The following is a 19,465-nucleotide window of genomic DNA, read 5'->3' as shown; positions in this document are numbered from 1 at the left end:
CGCTACCATTCTTTTTGCTCTGTCTCTCACTTCTCGCTCCTAATCGGTATAGCCGAACTTCTTCAGCATGTTCTCGTCGTCGACCCAGCCTTCGCGCACCTTCACCCACAGCTTCAGGAACACCTTGCGCTCGAACATGCGCTCCATGTGGCGCCGCGCGCTGGTGCCGATCGCCTTGAGCTGGGCGCCGCCGTTGCCGATCACGATGGCCTTCTGGCCGTCGCGCTCGACCCAGATGATCGCGTGGATCTCGGCGATGCCGTCCGGGCGGTCGCTGAACTGCTCGATCTCCACCGTGGTGGCATACGGCAGTTCCTGGTCGAGCCGCAGCATCAGCTGCTCGCGCACCATCTCGGCGGCCAGGAAGCGCTCGCTGCGGTCGGTGATCTCGTCCTCGCCGTACACCGGCGGCTGCACCGGCAGGCGCTTCAGGATCGCCTGTTCCAGCTCCTTCAAGCCTTGCGCCTTGAGCGCGCTGACGTAGTGGATTTCGTCGTAGCTGTGCTTCGCCACCAGTTCGGCCACGAACGGCAGCATCACGGTCTTGTCCTTGTTCAGGTCGACCTTGTTGATCACCAGGAACCGCGGCGACGACTGCTCGACCAGCGCGGCGTAGAGCGCCTCGTCCTCGTCGGTGAAGCGACCTGCCTCGATCACCTGTACCGCCAGGTCCACATCGTTGATCGCCGAGCGCGCGGCGCGGTTCAGGCTGCGGTTCATCGCCCGCTTGGCGCCGCGGTGCAGGCCGGGCGTGTCGACGTACATGATCTGCCCGGCCTCGCTGTTGGCGATGCCGAGGATGCGATGGCGGGTGGTCTGCGGTCGCGGGCTGACGATCGACAGGCGAAAGCCGATCAGCGCATTGAGCAGGGTCGACTTGCCCACGTTGGGGCGTCCGGCCAGCGCGACCAGGCCGCAGCGAAAATCTTCATGCGGCAGGCCGTCGGCGTTATCGGCGGCGGGTTCCAGTTCGTGGTTCATGACAGGGGGTGCTCGGCAAGTCGGATGGCAAGTGTAGTGCTTCGCGGAAACAGCAGCGGCTGGCACGCACGGCAAGACTGGCGAGCCATGCCGCCAGACATGCCGGCGAACGCGGGGATCAGGCTTTGCGGTGCTGCTCCAGCAGCTGGTTCAGAACGGTCTCGGCCGCGTCCTGCTCGGCGGCCCGGCGGCTGCCGCCGCGGGCCTCGGCGTGCACCGGCAGGGGCTCGCTGATGGTGCAGCTGACATCGAAGGTCTTGGCATGGTCTTCGCCATGGCTGGCAACCAGCTCATAGCGCGGCAACGGCCAGCTGCCGGCCTGCAACCATTCCTGCAGGCGGGTCTTGGCGTCCTTGGAGGAGCGCCGCAATACGGCGATGCGCTCGCCAAAAAGCTCGCGTACCACATGACGGCAGGCATCGAACCCCGCATCCAGGTACACCGCCGCCACCAGGGCCTCGAAGGCATCGGCAAGAATCGAATCGCGCCGGAAACCGCCGCTCTTCAATTCACCGGGGCCGAGCTTCAATTCGTCGCCCAGCTCCAGCTCCCGCGCCAGCACCGCCAGCGCCTGGCCATTGACCAGCTGGGCGCGCAGGCGCGACAGCTCCCCTTCGCTGGCCTTGGGATGCATTTCGTAAAGCATCTCGGCGATGACCGCTCCCAGCAGCGCATCGCCGAGAAACTCCAGCCGTTCGTTGTTCGGTTTGCCGATGCTGCGGTGGGTCAGCGCCAGCTGCGCCAGCTGCGGATCACGAAAACGGTGCGGCAGCTTCAAGGATTACTCACCCACATTGCCCTGCAACGCCACGCTCTTTTCGAAATGCAGCAGGAAGTCGATGTTGTACATGAACGGGATCTTTTTGTCGTAGGCCACATGCAGCTGGTTGGCGCCACCGCTGTCGCGCACGATGGTGATGTCCGCCGGCTTGATGGTGGCGTCGTCGACGTACTGGAAGCCCATCTTGAACATCAGGGCGCGACGGATGTCGTCCAGCGACTTGCCATTGGTGCCCTCGGTGGAGACCTGGTTCATCGCCTTGACCACGCCCATGTATTCCGAATACGACGGAAACAGCTTCATCGCCATGAAGGCGAAAAAGGCCACGATGGCCATGATGATCAGAAACCCGATCAGGGTGACGCCCGACTGCTTCGATTTCATAGTCCCCTCGCTATGCCGACTTTGCGGCGTGGCCATCGTTGCCTTGATCTGGCAATCCCCCAGGTGGGGCGATTATGCCAGCGGATTCTCGCACTGTTGGCAGGCAGCGTGCGGGGCTGTCGACCTCCTCACGCTTTGACTCGCCCCACCCAGCTCAATGGATCACGGTACCGATCCGCGAGAAGTCTATGCCACCGGTACCCCAACCTTTCCAGCTCATCCAGATCAGGAACGCCTTGCCGGCCAGGTTCTGCTCCGGCATGCAGCCCCACCAGCGGCTGTCCAGGCTGTTTTCGCGGTCGTCACCCATCACCAGGTAGCAACCTTGCGGCACCACGGACGGCACCAGGGCATTGGGAATCTCGTTGGTCGACATGCGCATGGGCATGCGTGCGATGAGGTGGTTCACCTTGCCCAGGTGTTCATTCCAGACGGTGGCGTTGAAATGCAGCAGCTCGGCATCCGCATCACGCTGCTCATTGCCCGCGAATGGCCCGACTTCGCTGGCCGTGACGGGTTTGCCGTTGATGACGATCTGGCTGTCGCGCACCTCGATGGTATCCCCGGGGAGGCCGATCACGCGCTTGATCCAGTTCTGGCTTTTGACCGGCAGACGGGGTACCGGGCAGGCATTGTCGGGGCCGAGGACCGGCGGGCCGCCCTCGTCGCCGCCGACGCGCGCCGGCTTGCCGTTTTCGTCCAGGCAGAGGTAACCCGGGAAACGGAACACCACCACGTCGCCGCGCTTGGGCTCGCCCAGGCTCAGGAACTTGTTGTTGAAGGCCGGCAGGCGCAGGCCATAGGCGAACTTGTTGACCAGGATGAAGTCGCCCACGTCCAGCGTCGGCATCATCGAGCCGGACGGAATCCGGAACGGCTCGGCCACGAACGAACGCAGCAGCAGCACCACCAGCACGACCGGGAACAGCGAGCGCGCCCAGTCCACCGGTATCGGATCGCTGTATTCGCTGCCTGCCGCATCGAGGCGCGCCTTGCGCTTCTTGTACAGGAACAGGCGATCCAGGCCCCACACCACGCCGAACAGCACGGTGAGGCCAAGCAGAATCGCCGAAAAATCGAATTCCATGCCTTAACTCCAGATTACCTGTCGGATCATCACTGATCGCGTGCGTTATTTGTCGACCTTCAGTACGGCCAGGAAGGCTTCCTGCGGAATCTCCACCCGGCCGACCTGCTTCATGCGCTTCTTGCCTTCCTTCTGCTTTTCCAGAAGCTTCTTCTTGCGGCTGACGTCGCCACCATAGCATTTGGCCAAGACGTTCTTGCGCAAGGCTTTCACGGTGGAGCGCGCGATGATCTGCGCGCCGATCGCCGCCTGGATCGCCACGTCGAACTGCTGCCGCGGGATCAGATCCTTCATCCGCTCGACCAGTTCGCGGCCTTTGCGGTCGGCGTGGCTGCGATGCAGGATCAGGCTCAGCGCGTCGACCCGCTCGCCGTTGATCAGCACGTCGGTACGCACGAACGGACCGGCCTCGAAGCGTTCGAAGTGGTAGTCCATCGAGGCATAGCCGCGCGAGACGGATTTGAGCCGGTCGAAGAAATCCATCACCACTTCGGCCAGCGGCATCTCGTAGCTGATCTGCACCTGGGTGGCCAGGTACTGGATCGAACGCTGCACGCCACGCTTTTCTTCGCACAGGGTGATGATGTTGCCGATGTAGTCCGGCGGCGTGAGGATGTTGGCCACGATGATCGGCTCGCGGATTTCCTGCACCAGGCTGGCGTTGGTCGGCAGCTTGGCCGGGTTGTCCAGCATCAGGATCGAACCGTCGGTCTTGAGCACCTCGTACACCACGGTCGGCGCGGTGGTGATCAGGTTCAGGTCGTATTCGCGCTCCAGCCGCTCCTGCACGATTTCCATGTGCAGCATGCCGAGGAAGCCGCAGCGGAAGCCGAAGCCCATCGCTTCCGACGACTCTGGTTCGAAGAACAGCGCTGCGTCGTTCAGGCGCAGCTTGTCCAGCGCCTCGCGCATCGCCGGGTAATCGTCCGACGACACCGGGAACAGGCCGGCGAACACGCGCGGCTGCATGGTCTGGAAGCCGGGCAGCGGCTTGTCGGCCGGCTTGCCGGCGTGGGTCAAGGTATCGCCGACCGGCGCGCCGTGCACGTCCTTGATCGATGCGTTGATCCAGCCCACCTCGCCTGCGCCGAGCTTGTCCAGCTTCTTGCGCTTGGGCGTGAACACGCCGACGTCGCCGACTTCGTGGGTACGCCCGGTCGACATCACCAGCAGCTTGTCGCCGGGCTTGATCTCGCCCTGCATGACGCGCACCAGCGACACCACGCCGAGGTAGTTGTCGAACCAGGAATCGATGATCAGCGCCTGCAGCCGGTCGGTATCGCGCGGCTGCGGCGGCGGGATGCGCGCGATGATCGCTTCCAGCACCTCGATCACGTTCAGGCCGGTCTTGGCGCTGATCGCCACCGCGTCGGTGGCATCGACGCCGATCACCGCCTCGATTTCGAGCTTCACTTTCTCGACGTCGGCGGTCGGCAGGTCGATCTTGTTGATCACCGGCACCACTTCCAGCCCCTGCTCCACCGCGGTGTAGCAGTTCGCCACCGACTGCGCCTCGACGCCCTGCGCCGCGTCGACCACCAGCAGCGCGCCCTCGCAGGCCGCCAGCGAGCGGCTGACTTCGTAGGAGAAATCGACGTGACCGGGGGTGTCGATGAAATTCAACTGGTAGGTCTTGCCGTCACGTGCCTTGTACGGCAACGACACCGACTGCGCCTTGATCGTGATGCCGCGCTCGCGCTCGATCGGGTTGTTGTCCAGCACCTGCGCTTCCATCTCGCGATCGGCCAAGCCACCGCAGATCTGGATGATGCGGTCGGCGAGGGTCGACTTGCCGTGGTCGATGTGGGCAATGATGGAGAAGTTGCGGATCAATTCCATGGAGCGGGAGTGGCCTGTGAGGCTTGGGTTTGCCGCCACACACCATGCATGGCAGTGCATCGCCATCGGGCGACGCTAACCCGGCATTATCGCATGGAACCCACACCGCCACCGCATTCCGCGCCGGCATGGATGCCCGTCGTGGACATCCATGCCATATCCGCCAGGAGGGGCGACCGAGCCGGACTACTTGCTGTCCGGCACCGTGAGGCCAATGAACTGACTCTGGTCGCCGCGGCGCACCAGCAGCAGCACGGTGCTGCCGGGCTTCACGTCTCTGGTTGCAGCCTGGAACTCGGCCACGCTGCCAATCTTTTCCTGGTTGACCATCAGGATCACATCGCCGGCCTGCAGGTTGGCCTGCGCCGCCACCGGGCCACCGATGTCGCTGATCACCACACCCTGGCCTGGCTTCAGTCCCAGCTGCTTGCGGGTGTCGTTGTCCAGCGGCTGCACGGTAAGACCCAAGGCCGCCGCACCGCGACTTGCCGACGGGGCAGCTGCGGAAGCCACGGCATTCTGATCGCGCGACGCCTCGCCAATGGTGACTTCGAACGTCTGCCGCTTGCCGTTGCGCAGGACCTGCACGGGTACCTTGCTGCCCGGCTTGGTCATGCCGACCAGCGGCGGCAGGTCCGCCGACTGCTGCAAGGTCTGGCCGTTGTAGCTGAGAATGATGTCGCCAGGCTGGATGCCAGCCTTGGCCGCACCGCTATCTGGAGTCACCTCGACCACCGCGGCACCGACGCCATTGTCGAGCTTGAAGGCCTTGACGATATCGTCATCGACCGGCTGCACCGTCACACCGAGCATGCCGCGCGATACATAACCCTTGCTCTTGAGCTGTTCCACCGCGCTCATCGCCACATCGATCGGAATCGAGAACGAGACACCCAGGTAGTCGCCGGTGTTGGAATAGATCTGCGAATTGATGCCGACCACCTGGCCTTGCAGGTTGAACAGCGGGCCACCGGAATTGCCACGGTTGATCGGCACGTCGGTCTGGATGAACGAGGTATAGGGCTGGTCGCGCTGGCCCAGGTTGCGCCCTACCGCGCTGACGATGCCCTGGGTCACGGTGTAGTCGAAGCCGAACGGCGAACCGATCGCCAGCACCCACTGACCCGGCTTGAGGCTGCGCGAATCGCCGATGCTCACTGCCGGCAGGTTGCCGCCTGCATCGACCTTGAGCAGGGCAATGTCGTAGGTGGGATCGGTACCGATCACCTTCGCCGTCAGGGTGCGCCGATCCTGCAGCCGCACGGTGATCTTGTCGGCATGATCCACGACGTGGTTGTTGGTGAGGATGTACCCGTCGCCGGAGATGATGAACCCCGAGCCGAGCGAGGTGCGCTTCTGGTCGGGCTGTGACGGCATCATCGGTATGCCGAAGAAACGGCGGAAGATCTCGGCCTGCGGATCATCCGGCATGCCCTGGCCTGGCATCGCCTGCTTGCCGCGCGCAACCTGATTCGTCGAGGTGGCATCACCGGTGTATCGGGCCTCGACATGAACCACGGCAGCGGCATTTTTCTGCACGATGGATGTGAAATCGGGCAACGCGGCGGCAGGAGCCGGCGACTGTGCCCACACCCCCGAAGCCGCGACAAAACTGATCAACGCAGAGCACGCGAGGGTGCGCAAGATGGAACGACTCATGACTCCTCCTTGGTTGACTAATCCGGAAGACCATAGGGCCGCATGGTCTTCGGCATCAATGAATCTGGCGCGCGGGGAACCCGGCCGACATCGACGCGCACATCACCGTTCTGCCCGTTGCCAGGCCGAACGGTGCAGGACGATGCAAGGCAGACCGCGGGCATGCACACGCGGTTCGTTTATTGCCCGACGGCAGCGGACCGGTGCGAGATATCTGTCGGCGTAGCCTGCGGCTGCGGATCCAGCAGCAGCAGATAGCTGCCGTCCTTGTTGTCCAGCGTGCGATATCGGGGCAGCGACGGATATGTCGACAGGCGGCGGGTATAAATCGGCTGATTCACGTCAAAAGGCGCCCCCAGCGTGGCCGATGCCTGCTGGCTGAGCACACCGGCGGAATTGCCGCTCAGCCACGGCGGCACGGCGGCAGGAGTCGCCGACCGGCTCGCTGGCACGGCATGGGCAACTCCATGGTCCCGCTGCTGGCTGGCCAGCGTCGCGGCCAGGTGGCGATCGCCATCGCCGGTCGGCTGGGCGATCATCAGGGCGGCGGCGGCCACGCTCGCGGCGATCGCGCCGCCGGCCGACCAACGCAGCCATTGATGGCGCCGACTGGCAGCGGCCGGTAGCGACTCCTGCTCGATGGCGAGCATGACCCGGGCAGCGAAATCAGGCGTCGCCATCGTCGGCAATTCCCGGCGCAGCCCGTCACCGGCAAGCTGGTAACGCGACCACGCCTGCCGCAGCGCGACGTCGTGGTCGATCTGGCGCAGCAGAAACCGCAGCTGCTCCTTCGACAGCTCGCCGTCGATGCCGGCTGAAAGATTTTCCTTGATGTTCTGGTTCATGCCTGCCTGGTTCATGTCTGATCCTCGCGGTCTGACAACAGTGGCCGCAGTTTCTCGTCGATCGCCTCGCGCGCCCGGAAGATGCGCGAGCGCACCGTACCGATCGGACAGCCCATCACTTCGGCGATTTCATCGTAGCTGAGACCATCCACCTCGCGCAGCGTGATGGCTGTCCGCAGCTCTTCGGGCAGGGCTTGGACAGTGGAAAACACGGATTGTTCAATTTCCTGGCGCATCATCTCGCGCTCGGGCGTGGCACTGTCGTGCATGCGCTCGGCGCCGGCCATGAACACCGCATCCTCGGCGTCGATATCGTCGGTCGGCGGCCGTCGCCCCATCGCCACCAGATGGTTTTTCGCGGTGTTCACGGCGATCTTGTACAGCCAGGTATAAAAGGCACTGTCGCCGCGAAACGAGCCGATCGCCCGCCACGCACGGATGAACGACTCCTGCGCGATATCCTCACATTCGGCATGGCTCCTGACGTAACGCGATACGAGCCCGATCACCTTGTGCTGATACTTGCGCACCAGCAGGTCGAAGGCCCGTTTGTCCCCACTCTGGACACGCTCGACCAGCGCGCGATCCAGTTCATTTTCGCCCGAGCGGGCCGTATCCGTCGTCAATGCCGTCATCCGCTGCGGGAACTTCAAGTTGGGAGCCGTGGAAACTGAACGCGCGGCTCAGACCGCCATCGATCGCGCAAGTTCAGCGTGCGTGTAATAACGCATCAACGATAACGCACAACCCGTTCACTGGTTGTCATGCCCTGGCCTGGCTACCCGCACCCGACCAGGCGCATGCCAGTTATGGGGACATCTGCCAGCCGCTCAAGCCGGCTCGGCCTCGTGCGGCTCCAGCAGGCGCTGCCGTTCGGCCAGCAACTTGTCGAAGCTGATCGTCTGCAAGGGACGGCAGAACAGATAGCCTTGCAGTTCATCGCAGCCATGGCTGCGCAAAAACTCGAAATGCTGCTCGGTCTCGACACCTTCGGCCACCACCGCCCGCTTCAGGCGATGGGCCATCTCGATGGTGGCGCGCACGATCGCCTCGTCGTCGGGATCGACGCCGATATTGCGCACGAAACTCTGGTCGATCTTGATGCGGTCGGCCGGCAGGCGGCGCAGATAGTCCAGCGAGGCCGCGCCGGTGCCGAAATCGTCGATCGCGATATGGCAGCCAAGCCGGTGCAGCGCATGCAGGTTCTCCACCAGGTTCGGTGCCTCCTTGATGCTGATGCTCTCGGTGATCTCCAGTTCCAGCAGGGTCGGATCCAGGCCGGTCTCGCGCAGCACCGTGGTCACGGTCTCCAGCAGTTTCGGCTCCATCAGCTGCACGGCAGACAGGTTCACGCCCAGCCGCAACCGCAGCCCATAGCGCTGATCCCATTCCCGCGCCTGACGGCAGGCGGTGCGCATCACCCATTCGCCGATCGAGACGATCAGGCCGCTCTCCTCGGCCAGCGGAATGAATACCGCGGGACTGATCATGCCCAGCTCCGGGTGCTCCCAGCGCACCAGCGCCTCCATGCCGACAATATCCTCGCTCTCGGCATCGACCTGGGGCTGGTAGACCACGCGCAGCTCGCCATTGCCCTCGGCGTGGCGCAGGCGGGTCTTCAGCGCCATGCCGTGCTCCTGCGCGTACTCCGGGCTCACTTCGTAGATCTGGAAATTGTTGCGGCCGTGATGCTTGGCGGCGTACATCGCCTCGTCGGCGTGCTTGAGCAGGGTTTCCGCATCGCCCGCATCGTCCGGAAAGAAGCTCAGTCCCATCGATGCGGTCACCTGAAGCTCGGTACCGTCCTCGAGGTACAGCGGCGTCTCCATCACCTGCACGATCTTTTCGGCCACACGCAGCACGTCGTCGTTCTTGACGATATGCCGCAGCACGATGGTGAATTCGTCGCCGGCATAACGCGCCACCGTGTCGGAGGCACGGATGCTGCCGCACAGGCGCTGCGTGACCGTACGCAGCACCTCATCGCCGGCGGCATGACCGTAGGTGTCGTTGATCGCCTTGAAACGATCGAGGTCGACAAACAGCACCGCGAAGCACTCGCCGTTGCGGATCGCTTCCCGAATGATCGTGTCCAGCCGGTCGTTGAACAGCAGGCGGTTCGGCAGCCCGGTCAACGCGTCGACCAACCCCTCGGCACGCCCCTGTTCGCGCGTACGCCCCAATTCCAGCACCTGTGCGAAACGGGCTGCGGAACAGCGCAGCACCGGTTCGATGATGCCCATTTCGCTGAATCCCCGCCGATTGCCGGCCAGCATGGCGCCAAGCACGGTATGCCGTTCGTCGTGCAGCGGCAGGCCGGCAAATCCAGCCAGATCGAGCTGCTGCAGCAAGGGATCGTTGGGCGCCAGGCGCTTTGCATCGGACCGATGCAGGACCGTCTTGCCGCCCAGCACCAGCTGCAGCGAGCTTTGCAGCTGAGCCGGCGGCCACACCGGCTCGTCGCCGGTCCACAGCTGCAGCAGTTGCGTTGGCGCGTCGGCACCGTCCAGACGTGCCGACCAGACGGCCAGATAATCCAGGCCGAGTTCGTCGAACAACAGGCGACCAGCCGCACCTTGCGTATCGACGCCACTGGCCGAGGCGAAGATGCGCGAGAGCAGGGACAGCGCCGCTTCGGCGCGCAAGTCCGCGCGATCGCTGCGGAACATCAAGGCCAGCGCATCGCGACCGGCATGACGGATGCGCCGCACGCTGGCCTGGCCGGTATCGGCGCCCTGCGCCGACCTGCGCTGGCACGGATACCAGCTGCGGTTGGCTTCGGCCAGTACCTGGGCCAGCACGACCCCTTCGAACCGCACTACGTCCGACAGCGGCAGCCCCTCCCATTGGCTGGCATGCAGGCGACTGTGCCTGGTCACCGTCGGGCTGACTTCCAGCAGGTGGCCGGTCCGCGCATCGGCGATCAACCATTCGCTGTTGCCTTCTTCGAAGACGAAACGGTAATCCTCATGCATGTCGCTGGCGAGGGACGCCAGCTCCCTGCGCGGGCCTTGCGGAGCCGCCTGCGAGCGCTGCCAGCGCGCGACCAGTTCGGTGCCGATCTGCGGGGCAGACAACCAGTCGACAATGCCGGCGGGCAAGTCGGACGGACTGATCGTCGCCTCTTGGGCCAATACCACCATCAACGGCGTATCCGCCGCCCCCGGCAGACGGCGCAATTGCTCGCAGGTAGCGAGCGCCTGCTGTTGATCGCCGGCCAGCACCGCCACCATCAGTTGCAGTGGCGACAACGACTGGCGCCCTTCCAGCAGGATCGCTGCATGCGATACATCGCGCGCACTATGAATCTGCGAATAGCCCGCCTGATCGAGCGCATCGAACAGGCTGCGGCGCAATTCACGCTGGGCTGCAACAAGGAGAATGCCTGAGTTCATGCGCGCATCCACCTCAAACCAGCCAGCGACCATCGCGCAGGCGCAAGCGCCGCGGCTGGCTGTCTTCGCTGCTCACATGGCTGGCCAACTCGCCAAGATGCTCAGCCAACGCCGCCGGGGCACCGACCAGCACGACCCGCCGCATATGCTCCTTCGGTGCCCGGGCCAACTGGCGCAGCAAGGTGGCATCCATCGCCGACAACGGCAATTCCAGACCCACCAGGAAATAGACGCCGAAATGCATGCTCTGCTGCATGTAGCGCAGCGCGTTGCCAAGCCGCTGGCAATCCGGCACCCGCACGTGCGCGTCGCGCAGGCTGCTGAGGCCGGTATCCGGTTGCCACAGATAGACGGCCTGGCCGGTATGCCTGGCCAGCGTACGGAACTGGCCGATCAGGTCATGCACATCCTTGCTGTCCAGCACCACCAGGCCGCTGGGCGCCGCCAGGATGCGCTCGAAGATTTCGGCACCGATTTGCCGCGGGGCGGAGACCATCACGGAAGTCATTGCGTCCCCGTCCTGCAGTGCCTGTGTCGTATCACGATGAGACCAACTCCCTGGCGACGCCATCCATCCAGCCCAGCGGCTGGGCATGGCTCATTGAAACATGCCTGACCGCCCAGCCGTCCAGTCAGGCGACCCGTCCCCTGGATATCCCTGCCCAACCTGAACGCGTCGGCAGGCCGGTTCCCGGCGGCGATCCGATTTCATACCCGCTTCCCCGCTACGGTCAAGCACGCCCGTCACATCTCGCAATCATGCCGGCAGGACGGTATGGTTCAAACCTCCTCCTCCAACGCTTGTGCCCCCCATGTTCGAAGGATTGCGCTTCAACCACTGGAAAACCAGCGAGGGCGACGATGGCATCGTCACGCTGACTCTCGACCGCGCCGACAGCAGCGTCAATGCGATTTCGCGCGCGGTGCTGGACGAGCTCGAACAGATCGTCGAGCGGCTGGGTATCGAAAAGCCGGCCGGTGTCGTCATCCACTCGGCCAAGCCTGCGGGGTTTGCGGTAGGCGCCGACATCAAGGCCTTCGTCGAATATGCGAAGCACGACACCGTGCTGGAAAACATCGAGCATGGCCAGCGTGTCTACGAGGCGCTGGCGCGCCTGCCCTGCCCCACGGTGGCTGCCGTGCACGGCGCCTGCATGGGTGGCGGCACCGAACTGATCCTGGCCTGTCGCCAGCGCATCGCGGCCGACGACGACAAGACCCGGATCGCGCTGCCTGAAGTGATGCTCGGCATTCATCCCGGCTGGGGCGGCACCGCACGGTTGCCGCGCCTGATCGGCGCGACCGAGGCGCTGCCGTTGATGCTGACCGGCAAATCGCTGTCGGCGAAACGCTCGCTGGCGCTGGGCGTGGTCGATCGCCTCGCCCGCCCCGAGGAGCTGCTGGTCGAGGCACGCCTGCTGTTGCGCCGCCCGCAGGCGCATCCGTTCGCGCGTCGCGCCAAGGCATGGGCGAGCAACACCTGGCTGGCACGGCAGGTCCTGGCGCCGATGGTGCTCAAGCAGACCGCCGCGAAGGTGCGCAAGGAGCACTACCCGGCCCCATTCGCCATGATCGATGTGTGGAAGCGGGGTAGCTCCGATATCCAGCAGCGGTTGAAGCTGGAAGCACGTTCGGTGGCGAAGCTGGCAAAGACGCCCACGGCGCAGAACCTGATCCGGATCTTCTTCCTGCAGGAGCGGTTGAAGGGCCAGGGCGGCGGCACCGATGCGGGCATCAAGCGCGTGCACGTCGTCGGTGCTGGCGTGATGGGCGGCGACATCGCCGCCTGGGCTGCGTTCAAGGGCTTCGAGGTAACCCTGCAGGATCGCGAGATGAAGTTCATCCAGCCTGCACTGGATCGCGCCCGCCAGCTCTACGAGAAGAAGCTGAAGACACCCGAAAAGGTCGAGGAAACGCTCCGTCGGCTGCGTGCCGATGTCGAGGGCAAGGGTGTCGCCACCGCCGATCTGGCGATCGAGGCGATCTTCGAAAACATCGAGGCCAAACAGGCGCTGTATGCCGGCATCGAGCCGCAGTTCCAGTCCGACGAGATCCTCGCCAGCAACACCTCCAGCATTCCGCTGGACGCGCTGCGCAAGAACCTGAGTGCGCCGCAACGCTTCCTCGGCCTGCACTTCTTCAATCCGGTGGCCCAGATGCCGCTGGTCGAAGTGGTACGGCACGATCAGCTCGATCCCGCGATCGAGAAGCGCGCGCTGGCGTTCTGCAAGGCGATCGGCAAGTTGCCGGTGGCGGTCAAGGGCAGCCCGGGCTTCCTGGTCAACCGCATCCTAATGCCTTACCTGCTCGAAGCGATGCGGCTTTACAGCGAGGGCGTGCCTGGCCCGGTACTGGATCGCGAGGCGAAGAAATTCGGCATGCCGATGGGACCGATCGAACTGGCCGATACCGTGGGGCTGGATGTGTGCGCCTCGGTCGGCAAGGAACTCGCGCCCTTCCTCGGACTGGAAGTCCCGCCGGGCCTGGACGACAAACTCGAGGCCGGCAAACGCGGCAAGAAGGACGGCCAGGGTCTGTACGTGTGGCAGGACGGCAAACCGCAGAAACCCGAGGTCGACAAGGACTATGTGATGCCGCCGGACCTGCAGGAGCGCATGGTCCTGCCGATGGTCAACGAGGCGGTCGCCTGCCTCGCCGATGGCGTGGTCGACGATGCCGACCTGCTCGATGCCGGTGTGATCTTCGGCACCGGCTTCGCCCCGTTCCGCGGCGGCCCGATCCAGTACGCGCGCAGCGAAGGCGCCGACAAGCTCAAGGCAAGACTGGAGCAACTGGCCCAGCGCTATGGCGATCGCTTCAAGCCGAAGAACGGCTGGGATCATCCGGCCCTGCGGCAAACTGGCTTCGAACTTCCGTAGCAACCCGCGAGTCGATCGGCGGCTCTGCCGCCGTCATGACAACGCCTGGCCATGGCCAGGCGTTTGTGTACCGGGACCCGCCATGCTCACCACATCAGGTCGTCAGGCACACCATCGTCACCCACGCCGGCGGCGGCAGGATCGACCAGCAAGGCAAGCTGCTGCGGATCGATGTCGCGCACCTGCTCGGCGATCTCGCGGCTGACCAGGAAATAACGGCCAGCCTGCTGCACCACGCCCAGCTCGCCTGCATTGAGTGCCGCCAGCTGTGCACTGTCGACATGCACCCGGCGAATCTTGCCGCCGTATTCGAAGTTGCGCGGCTGATCAGCCTCGGCCTTGTTCTGCGTCTTGCCATCCAGCAGCTGCTGGATCTTCAGCTTGCGCTCGCGCCGTAACCTGGCCTGCTCCGCCACTTCCTGCTCGGCTCGCTTGCGTTCGCTGGCTTCGGTCTGTGCGCGGATCGCATAGGCCTTGGCCAGGTCGATATCCGGCTGACTCTGCCGCGGCGGTCGTGACACGTGCGCTGGCGCACGCGGTTTTTCGCCCTTGCGCTGGGGCTTGCCGGGCGATGGCGGCGCCGGACGGCGCTGGTCCTCGCGGGCCCGATCCGTCTGGACCCGGTTTGCTTGAACCTGTTTGACGATGCCGCTCTTGAGCAGCTGATCGCGCAGGGAATCGGCCATGAGTTTGATCCGTGGTCGGTGATCTGGGTATCAGTAGTGTGGAGGTGGTGGCTCGCTGTGCGGATCGTCCGCCTGCGCAACGCGCATGGCGGAAAGTTCGCCTCGCAGCTCGCGCAAGGCCCGCTCCAGCCCGGCAATGCGCTGCGACAAGCTGGCATCCGCACTCGCCAGAGCCTGCACCGTGTCATCGACGAAAGTCAGTTTGACCTCCATTTCGTCAAGCCGCTGCTCAAGTACCTCGTTTGCATTCATCAGGACACCCGCAGGCTGCGGCCGCGGCCGATGCCGTAATAGGCCAGACCAGCCTCTTCCACCGCCACGGGGTCGTACAGATTACGTCCATCGAAGATCGCCGGCTCGGCCAGCGCCGTGCGGATACGCGCGAAATCCGGGCTGCGAAACGTCTTCCACTCGGTCACTACGGCCAGCACATCGGCGCCCTGCAGGGCATCGTGCGCGTGCTCGCACAAAACCAAGTCGTCGCGCTCGCCGTACAGCCGGCGCGCCTCCTCACGCGCCTCCGGATCGAACGCGCGCACCTTCGCGCCAGCATTCCACAATGCTTCCATCAGATACCGGCTGGACGCCTCGCGCATGTCGTCGGTGTTCGGCTTGAACGCCAGTCCCCACAGCGCGATGGTCCTGCCTGCGAGCCGGCCGTGAAAATGGCGCGAGATCAGTTCGTACAATTTGGCCTTCTGGTCATGGTTCACCGCCTCGACCGCTTCGAGCAGACGGGCGTGATAGCCATAACTGCGCGCCGTGCGCTCGAGCGCCTGCACGTCCTTGGGAAAACAGGAGCCGCCATAACCGGCGCCCGGATAGATGAAGTGATAACCGATTCGCGGATCGGAGCCGATGCCCTGGCGCACCAGTTCGACGTCGGCGCCTACCCGTTCGGCGATATTCGCGATTTCGTTCATGAAACTGATCTTGGTCGCAAGCATCGCATTGGCCGCGTACTTGGTCAGCTCGGCCGAGCGCTCATCCATCACCACCATGCGGTCGTGATTGCGGTTGAAGGGCGCATACAGCTTGCGCAACACCGCCACTGCACGCTCGCTGGAGGCGCCCACGATGATCCGGTCCGGCCGCAGGCAATCCTCCACGGCGGCGCCTTCCTTCAGGAATTCCGGATTGGACACCACATCGAACGCAACCGACTTCTGTCGTGCGGCCAGTTCGCCTGCAATCGCTTCACGAACACGGTCGGCGGTACCTACCGGCACCGTCGATTTGTTCACTACAACAGCATAACGATCCAGCTGGCGACCAACCGTACGAGCCACCTCCAGCACATAGCTGAGGTCCGCACTGCCATCTTCATCCGGTGGCGTGCCAACGGCGATGAAGATCACCTCGCCATGCGCGATCGAAGCCGCCGAATCCGTGGTGAAACCCAGCTGGCCGCCGGCATGATTGCGTTTGACGATCGCTTCCAGGCCCGGTTCGTAGATGGGAATCTCGCCGCGTTTCAGGCGCTCGATCTTGGCCGCATCGATATCGACGCAGACCACGTGGTTGCCCATTTCCGCCAGGCAGGCGCCGGTGACCAGACCGACATAACCGGTACCAAAGATCGTGACCTTCATCATCGTCGCGACGAGTTCCTTGAGATGAGCCGCCTATTCTAACCGCGCAATGGCAGCGGCATGGGCTGCCGCACCAGACACAGAAGGGGCGCGAATCGCTTCGCGCCCCTTCGTGATGTCACTGCGGTGATTCCGCGGCGGCTTGATTACTTGCCGTCAGGACCGCCTGCACCGGCCGGCGTCGGCGCCGTGCTGACCAGGGTCACGTCGAAGATCAACGTTTCATTCGGGGCCATCTGCTGCTGCGGCTCGGAGCCATAAGCCAGCGATGACGGAATGAACAGCTTGTAATGGCCGCCCACCTGCATCAGCTGCAGGCCTTCACGGAAGCCAGGAATCACGCCAGACAGCGGGATCTTGGATGGACCCGGCGGATTGTGCTGGGAAGAAGCATCGAACACCTGGCCGTTGATCAGGGTGCCGGTATAGTTGATCTCGACGGTGTCGTTCGGACCCGGGCGAGCACCGGTACCCTGGCTGAGCACCTGATACTGCAGGCCCGAGGCGGTAGTCTTCACACCGGGAGCAGTCTTGTTCTTGGCCAGGAAGGCCTCGCCTTCGCTCTTGTTCTTCGCAGCCAGCGCAGTCATTTCAGCCTGGTACTTGGCCTGCATCTTGGCCATGAAGGGCTCCATGACCTGCTTGGCCTCTTCCGGGGTGATGGTCGGCTTCTGGCCCGACAGGGCGGCCTGCACCGCACGCGCCACCGCGGCCGAGTCCAGCTCGTCGCGCATGATCGGCTGGATCGACTGGCCCAGCTGGTAACCGACGATGTAGCTGACCTTGGCCTTGTCGATCGTGCCTGCGGTGCTGCTGGCGGTGCCAGTCTTGGCGGCCTGGGCGTACACACCCGCCGTCATGCCCAGCGCAACAGCCATCGCGGCCGCCGTCAGCGTGGGACGCAGAAAATGCTTCATTCGAAACTCCCTCGTGTTTGGATATGCCGGCGTTGCCGGCCGGGCCCCCCCGATGGAGGCAGGCCACGCATTGTGCGGTGCTTGTCCGGTCTTGGCAACGTTGCAAGGCTGCGACCGTCAGTCGGCATAAAGGTTCAAGTTTCCGGCTTCCACGCGATGCGCCGCCGTACGGCAGATAACTCACGCATCGTGGCCGTCATCAGGCCGGCCAGGCTTGTCGATGGTGTCGCGCAGCGCCGCCTGCAGGCGGGCATGGATCTGGACCAGCACGCGCCACAACAGCCAGGTCAGCAGAATACCCAGCAACAGCAACACGATAGCCACCTCGCGCGGCGGCAGGATGATCGAGGCCAGCGCCACCACCAACAAGCCCAACAGCACCATCACTGCGAGCGGGATGATCCGCGCCAGCACGGAACGGATCCGGTAGGTGTTGGAGCCGCCGATCCGTTCAGGAACGCCCAGTTCAGCCAGCAGCATGCCCAACGCGGTGGCCTTGCGATAGGCGGCCACGATCATCGGCAACGACACCAGCGCCGCGAGCGACCAGGCCACGCTGCGAATGACCTGCTCGCGACCGCCCAGGATCTCCCAGTTGAATACACCGCGCCGGTACAGATAGGCCATGAGCAGGAAGGCCGCGATCACCAGCAGCATGTTGATGATCACGTGCCAGACCAGGCGGCGAATCATCTTTGCCACCATGGCGCCCTGTCCACGCAAGCTGATGCTGCCTACCCACTCGGTATAGGCCGTCAGCATGCCGGTAAAGCCGGCTGGCAGGCGACGCCTCAGCATGTCTGCCAGCGGGTCGGAGCTGCGGATCAGGTATGGCGTCAGGAAGGTGGTGATCGCCGACACGGCTACCGCCACCGGATACAGGAAGCTGCTGGTCACCTTCAGGCTCAACCCGAGCGAGGCGATCACGAAAGAAAATTCGCCGATCTGCGCCAAGCCCATGCCAACGCGCAGCGACGTGCGGCCATGGTTGCCCGTGATGAAGATGCCGAAACTGCAGCTGAGCACCTTGCCCACCACCAGTACGATGGTCACCAAGGTGATCGGCCATGCATACTGCACCAGCAGCCCCGGATCGATCAGCATGCCGATCGCTACGAAGAACACCGCGCTGAACATGTCGCGTATCGGCCCGACGATCTGCTCGATCCGTGCAACGCTGGTGGCCTCACCGACGATCGCACCGATCATGAACGCGCCCAGCGCGATGCTGTAGCCCATCTCGGTCACCAGCAGGCAGAAGCCGAAGCAGAGCCCGAGCACGGCCACCAGCAGCACGTCGTCACGACTGACCCGGGCAATGTAGTCGACGACCCGCGGCACCAACAGCAACCCGACCACCAGCGACACCGCCATGAACAGAGTCAGCCGGCCGATCGCCGCCATCGCCTCGCCCGCCTCGACATCGCCGGTGCTGGCGATGCCGGTCAACAGGGCCATCAAGACGATCGCCAGCACGTCCTCGATGATCAGGATGCCGAACATCAACTGCGCAAAACGCTCGCGCTTGAGGTTGAGGCCATCCAGCGCCTTCATGATGATCGTGGTGGACGACATCGACAGCATCGCCCCCAGGAACAGCGCATCCATGGAGCGCCAGCCGAAAAAGCGGCCAATCCCGTAGCCGACCGCCAGCATCAGCCCGATTTCGCACAACGCCGCCACCAGTGCCGGCCCACCCACCGCGCGAAGTTTTTTCAGGCTGAATTCCAGCCCCAGCGCGAACAGCAGCATGATCATGCCGAGCTCGGAAAGGGTGCGGATGGTCTGCTCGTTGTGGATGAACACCACCGGCAGCATGTAGGGGCCAATCAACAGGCCCGCGATGATGTAGCCAAGCACCACCGGCTGCCGCAGACGCTGGAAGATCACCGTGGTCAGCCCAGCGACCAGCATGACCGTGGCAAGATCCTGGATGAATTGCAGTTCGTGCATGAAGTGGCCTGCGACAAGACTCCCCAAGACTAGCAGCGCCCTCGCCGGCACACAGCCGCAGGCCAGGCACTAAGACGGACAACACCCGTCGCGATTGCATATCGATTTGAAATTATTTCATTACGAATGCTTGACGAACTTGTGATCCCCACCTATTCTTTCGGGCTTCCAGCGGCGGGGCCATAGCTCAGCTGGGAGAGCGCCTGCATGGCATGCAGGAGGTCGGCGGTTCGATCCCGCCTGGCTCCACCAACTTGAATTGTCCCCATCGTCTAGAGGCCTAGGACATCACCCTTTCACGGTGGCGACCGGGGTTCGAATCCCCGTGGGGACGCCAAGTTGGCCCGCAATAGCTGGAAAGAAATGTGGAGCGGTAGTTCAGTCGGTTAGAATGCTGGCCTGTCACGCCGGAGGTCGCGGGTTCGAGTCCCGTCCGCTCCGCCACTGAAACGGAAAGCCCGCCTTGT

General features: G+C 64.0%; 16 protein-coding genes and 3 tRNA genes. 4 read left to right on the top strand and 15 right to left on the bottom strand.

The window, feature by feature from the left end:
* Positions 1–39: 39 nt before the first annotated feature.
* From era to B0E46_RS13415, 10 genes are all read right to left on the bottom strand, one after another.
* Positions 40–981: a GTPase Era gene (gene era, locus B0E46_RS13460; RefSeq protein WP_077556289.1), complete on the bottom strand. Its 942-nt coding sequence runs from the start codon at positions 979–981 to the stop codon at positions 40–42.
* 118 nt (positions 982–1,099) lie between these two features.
* Positions 1,100–1,759, bottom strand: coding sequence for a ribonuclease III (rnc, locus tag B0E46_RS13455; protein WP_077556288.1), 660 nt, complete (start codon positions 1,757–1,759; stop codon positions 1,100–1,102).
* A 3-nt stretch (positions 1,760–1,762) separates the two neighbouring features.
* Positions 1,763–2,146: a DUF4845 domain-containing protein gene (locus B0E46_RS13450; protein WP_077556287.1), complete on the bottom strand. Its 384-nt coding sequence runs from the start codon at positions 2,144–2,146 to the stop codon at positions 1,763–1,765.
* Between the two features lie 154 nt (positions 2,147–2,300).
* Positions 2,301–3,233 carry a signal peptidase I gene (lepB, locus tag B0E46_RS13445; protein ID WP_077556286.1) on the bottom strand — a complete coding sequence of 311 codons (933 nt, stop codon included), beginning with the start codon at positions 3,231–3,233 and terminating at the stop codon, positions 2,301–2,303.
* 45 nt (positions 3,234–3,278) lie between these two features.
* On the bottom strand, positions 3,279–5,072 hold the full coding sequence (gene lepA, locus B0E46_RS13440) for a translation elongation factor 4 (RefSeq protein WP_077556285.1): 1,794 nt from the start codon (positions 5,070–5,072) through the stop codon (positions 3,279–3,281).
* A 186-nt stretch (positions 5,073–5,258) separates the two neighbouring features.
* Positions 5,259–6,731: a DegQ family serine endoprotease gene (locus B0E46_RS13435; protein ID WP_077556284.1), complete on the bottom strand. Its 1,473-nt coding sequence runs from the start codon at positions 6,729–6,731 to the stop codon at positions 5,259–5,261.
* A gap of 179 nt (positions 6,732–6,910) precedes the next feature.
* Positions 6,911–7,591, bottom strand: a complete 681-nt coding sequence (locus tag B0E46_RS13430; RefSeq protein WP_077556283.1) for a sigma-E factor negative regulatory protein — start codon at positions 7,589–7,591, stop codon at positions 6,911–6,913.
* The gene (gene rpoE / locus B0E46_RS13425; RefSeq protein ID WP_174567086.1) at positions 7,588–8,211 is read right to left on the bottom strand and encodes an RNA polymerase sigma factor RpoE; all 624 of its coding nucleotides are present in this window, start codon (positions 8,209–8,211) and stop codon (positions 7,588–7,590) included. Before rpoE ends, B0E46_RS13430 begins: the two co-directional genes overlap by 4 nt.
* A gap of 195 nt (positions 8,212–8,406) precedes the next feature.
* Positions 8,407–10,971: a GGDEF domain-containing phosphodiesterase gene (locus B0E46_RS13420; RefSeq protein WP_077556313.1), complete on the bottom strand. Its 2,565-nt coding sequence runs from the start codon at positions 10,969–10,971 to the stop codon at positions 8,407–8,409.
* A 13-nt stretch (positions 10,972–10,984) separates the two neighbouring features.
* Positions 10,985–11,479 (bottom strand): hypothetical protein, encoded by a 495-nt coding sequence (locus B0E46_RS13415; RefSeq protein ID WP_077556282.1) that lies wholly within the window; start codon positions 11,477–11,479, stop codon positions 10,985–10,987.
* A gap of 304 nt (positions 11,480–11,783) precedes the next feature.
* On the opposite strand from B0E46_RS13415, the gene B0E46_RS13410 reads away from it, so the two are divergent.
* Complete coding sequence (locus B0E46_RS13410; RefSeq protein ID WP_077556281.1) at positions 11,784–13,850, top strand: 3-hydroxyacyl-CoA dehydrogenase NAD-binding domain-containing protein; 2,067 nt, start codon at positions 11,784–11,786, stop codon at positions 13,848–13,850.
* A gap of 86 nt (positions 13,851–13,936) precedes the next feature.
* On the opposite strand, the gene B0E46_RS13405 is transcribed toward B0E46_RS13410, so the two are convergent.
* The 5 genes from B0E46_RS13405 to B0E46_RS13385 all read right to left on the bottom strand — a co-directional run bounded on the left by B0E46_RS13405 (position 13,937) and on the right by B0E46_RS13385 (position 18,998).
* On the bottom strand, positions 13,937–14,536 hold the full coding sequence (locus B0E46_RS13405; protein ID WP_077556280.1) for a DUF2058 family protein: 600 nt from the start codon (positions 14,534–14,536) through the stop codon (positions 13,937–13,939).
* A gap of 30 nt (positions 14,537–14,566) precedes the next feature.
* On the bottom strand, positions 14,567–14,788 hold the full coding sequence (locus tag B0E46_RS13400) for a SlyX family protein (protein ID WP_174567085.1): 222 nt from the start codon (positions 14,786–14,788) through the stop codon (positions 14,567–14,569).
* A complete protein-coding gene (locus tag B0E46_RS13395) occupies positions 14,788–16,128 on the bottom strand; it encodes a UDP-glucose/GDP-mannose dehydrogenase family protein (RefSeq protein ID WP_077556312.1) in 1,341 nt (446 codons plus the stop codon). The genes B0E46_RS13400 and B0E46_RS13395 overlap by 1 nt, the downstream gene beginning before the upstream one ends.
* Before the next feature lie 146 nt (positions 16,129–16,274).
* Positions 16,275–17,045 carry an FKBP-type peptidyl-prolyl cis-trans isomerase gene (locus B0E46_RS13390; protein WP_077556278.1) on the bottom strand — a complete coding sequence of 257 codons (771 nt, stop codon included), beginning with the start codon at positions 17,043–17,045 and terminating at the stop codon, positions 16,275–16,277.
* Positions 17,046–17,225: 180 nt separating this feature from the next.
* Positions 17,226–18,998, bottom strand: coding sequence for a cation:proton antiporter (locus B0E46_RS13385; RefSeq protein WP_077556277.1), 1,773 nt, complete (start codon positions 18,996–18,998; stop codon positions 17,226–17,228).
* A gap of 176 nt (positions 18,999–19,174) precedes the next feature.
* Between B0E46_RS13385 and B0E46_RS13380 the strand changes: the two genes are divergently transcribed.
* The 3 genes from B0E46_RS13380 to B0E46_RS13370 all read left to right on the top strand — a co-directional run bounded on the left by B0E46_RS13380 (position 19,175) and on the right by B0E46_RS13370 (position 19,442).
* Positions 19,175–19,250: transfer RNA gene (locus B0E46_RS13380), tRNA-Ala, on the top strand.
* Between the two features lie 9 nt (positions 19,251–19,259).
* A tRNA-Glu gene (locus B0E46_RS13375) sits at positions 19,260–19,335 on the top strand.
* A gap of 30 nt (positions 19,336–19,365) precedes the next feature.
* A tRNA-Asp gene (locus B0E46_RS13370) sits at positions 19,366–19,442 on the top strand.
* Positions 19,443–19,465 lie beyond the last annotated feature (23 nt).

This window comes from Rhodanobacter sp. B04, assembly GCF_002001125.1.
Lineage (GTDB): Bacteria > Pseudomonadota > Gammaproteobacteria > Xanthomonadales > Rhodanobacteraceae > Rhodanobacter.
The sequence above is the reverse complement of the archived record's forward strand: the minus strand, read 5'-3'. Positions and strand labels throughout refer to the sequence as shown.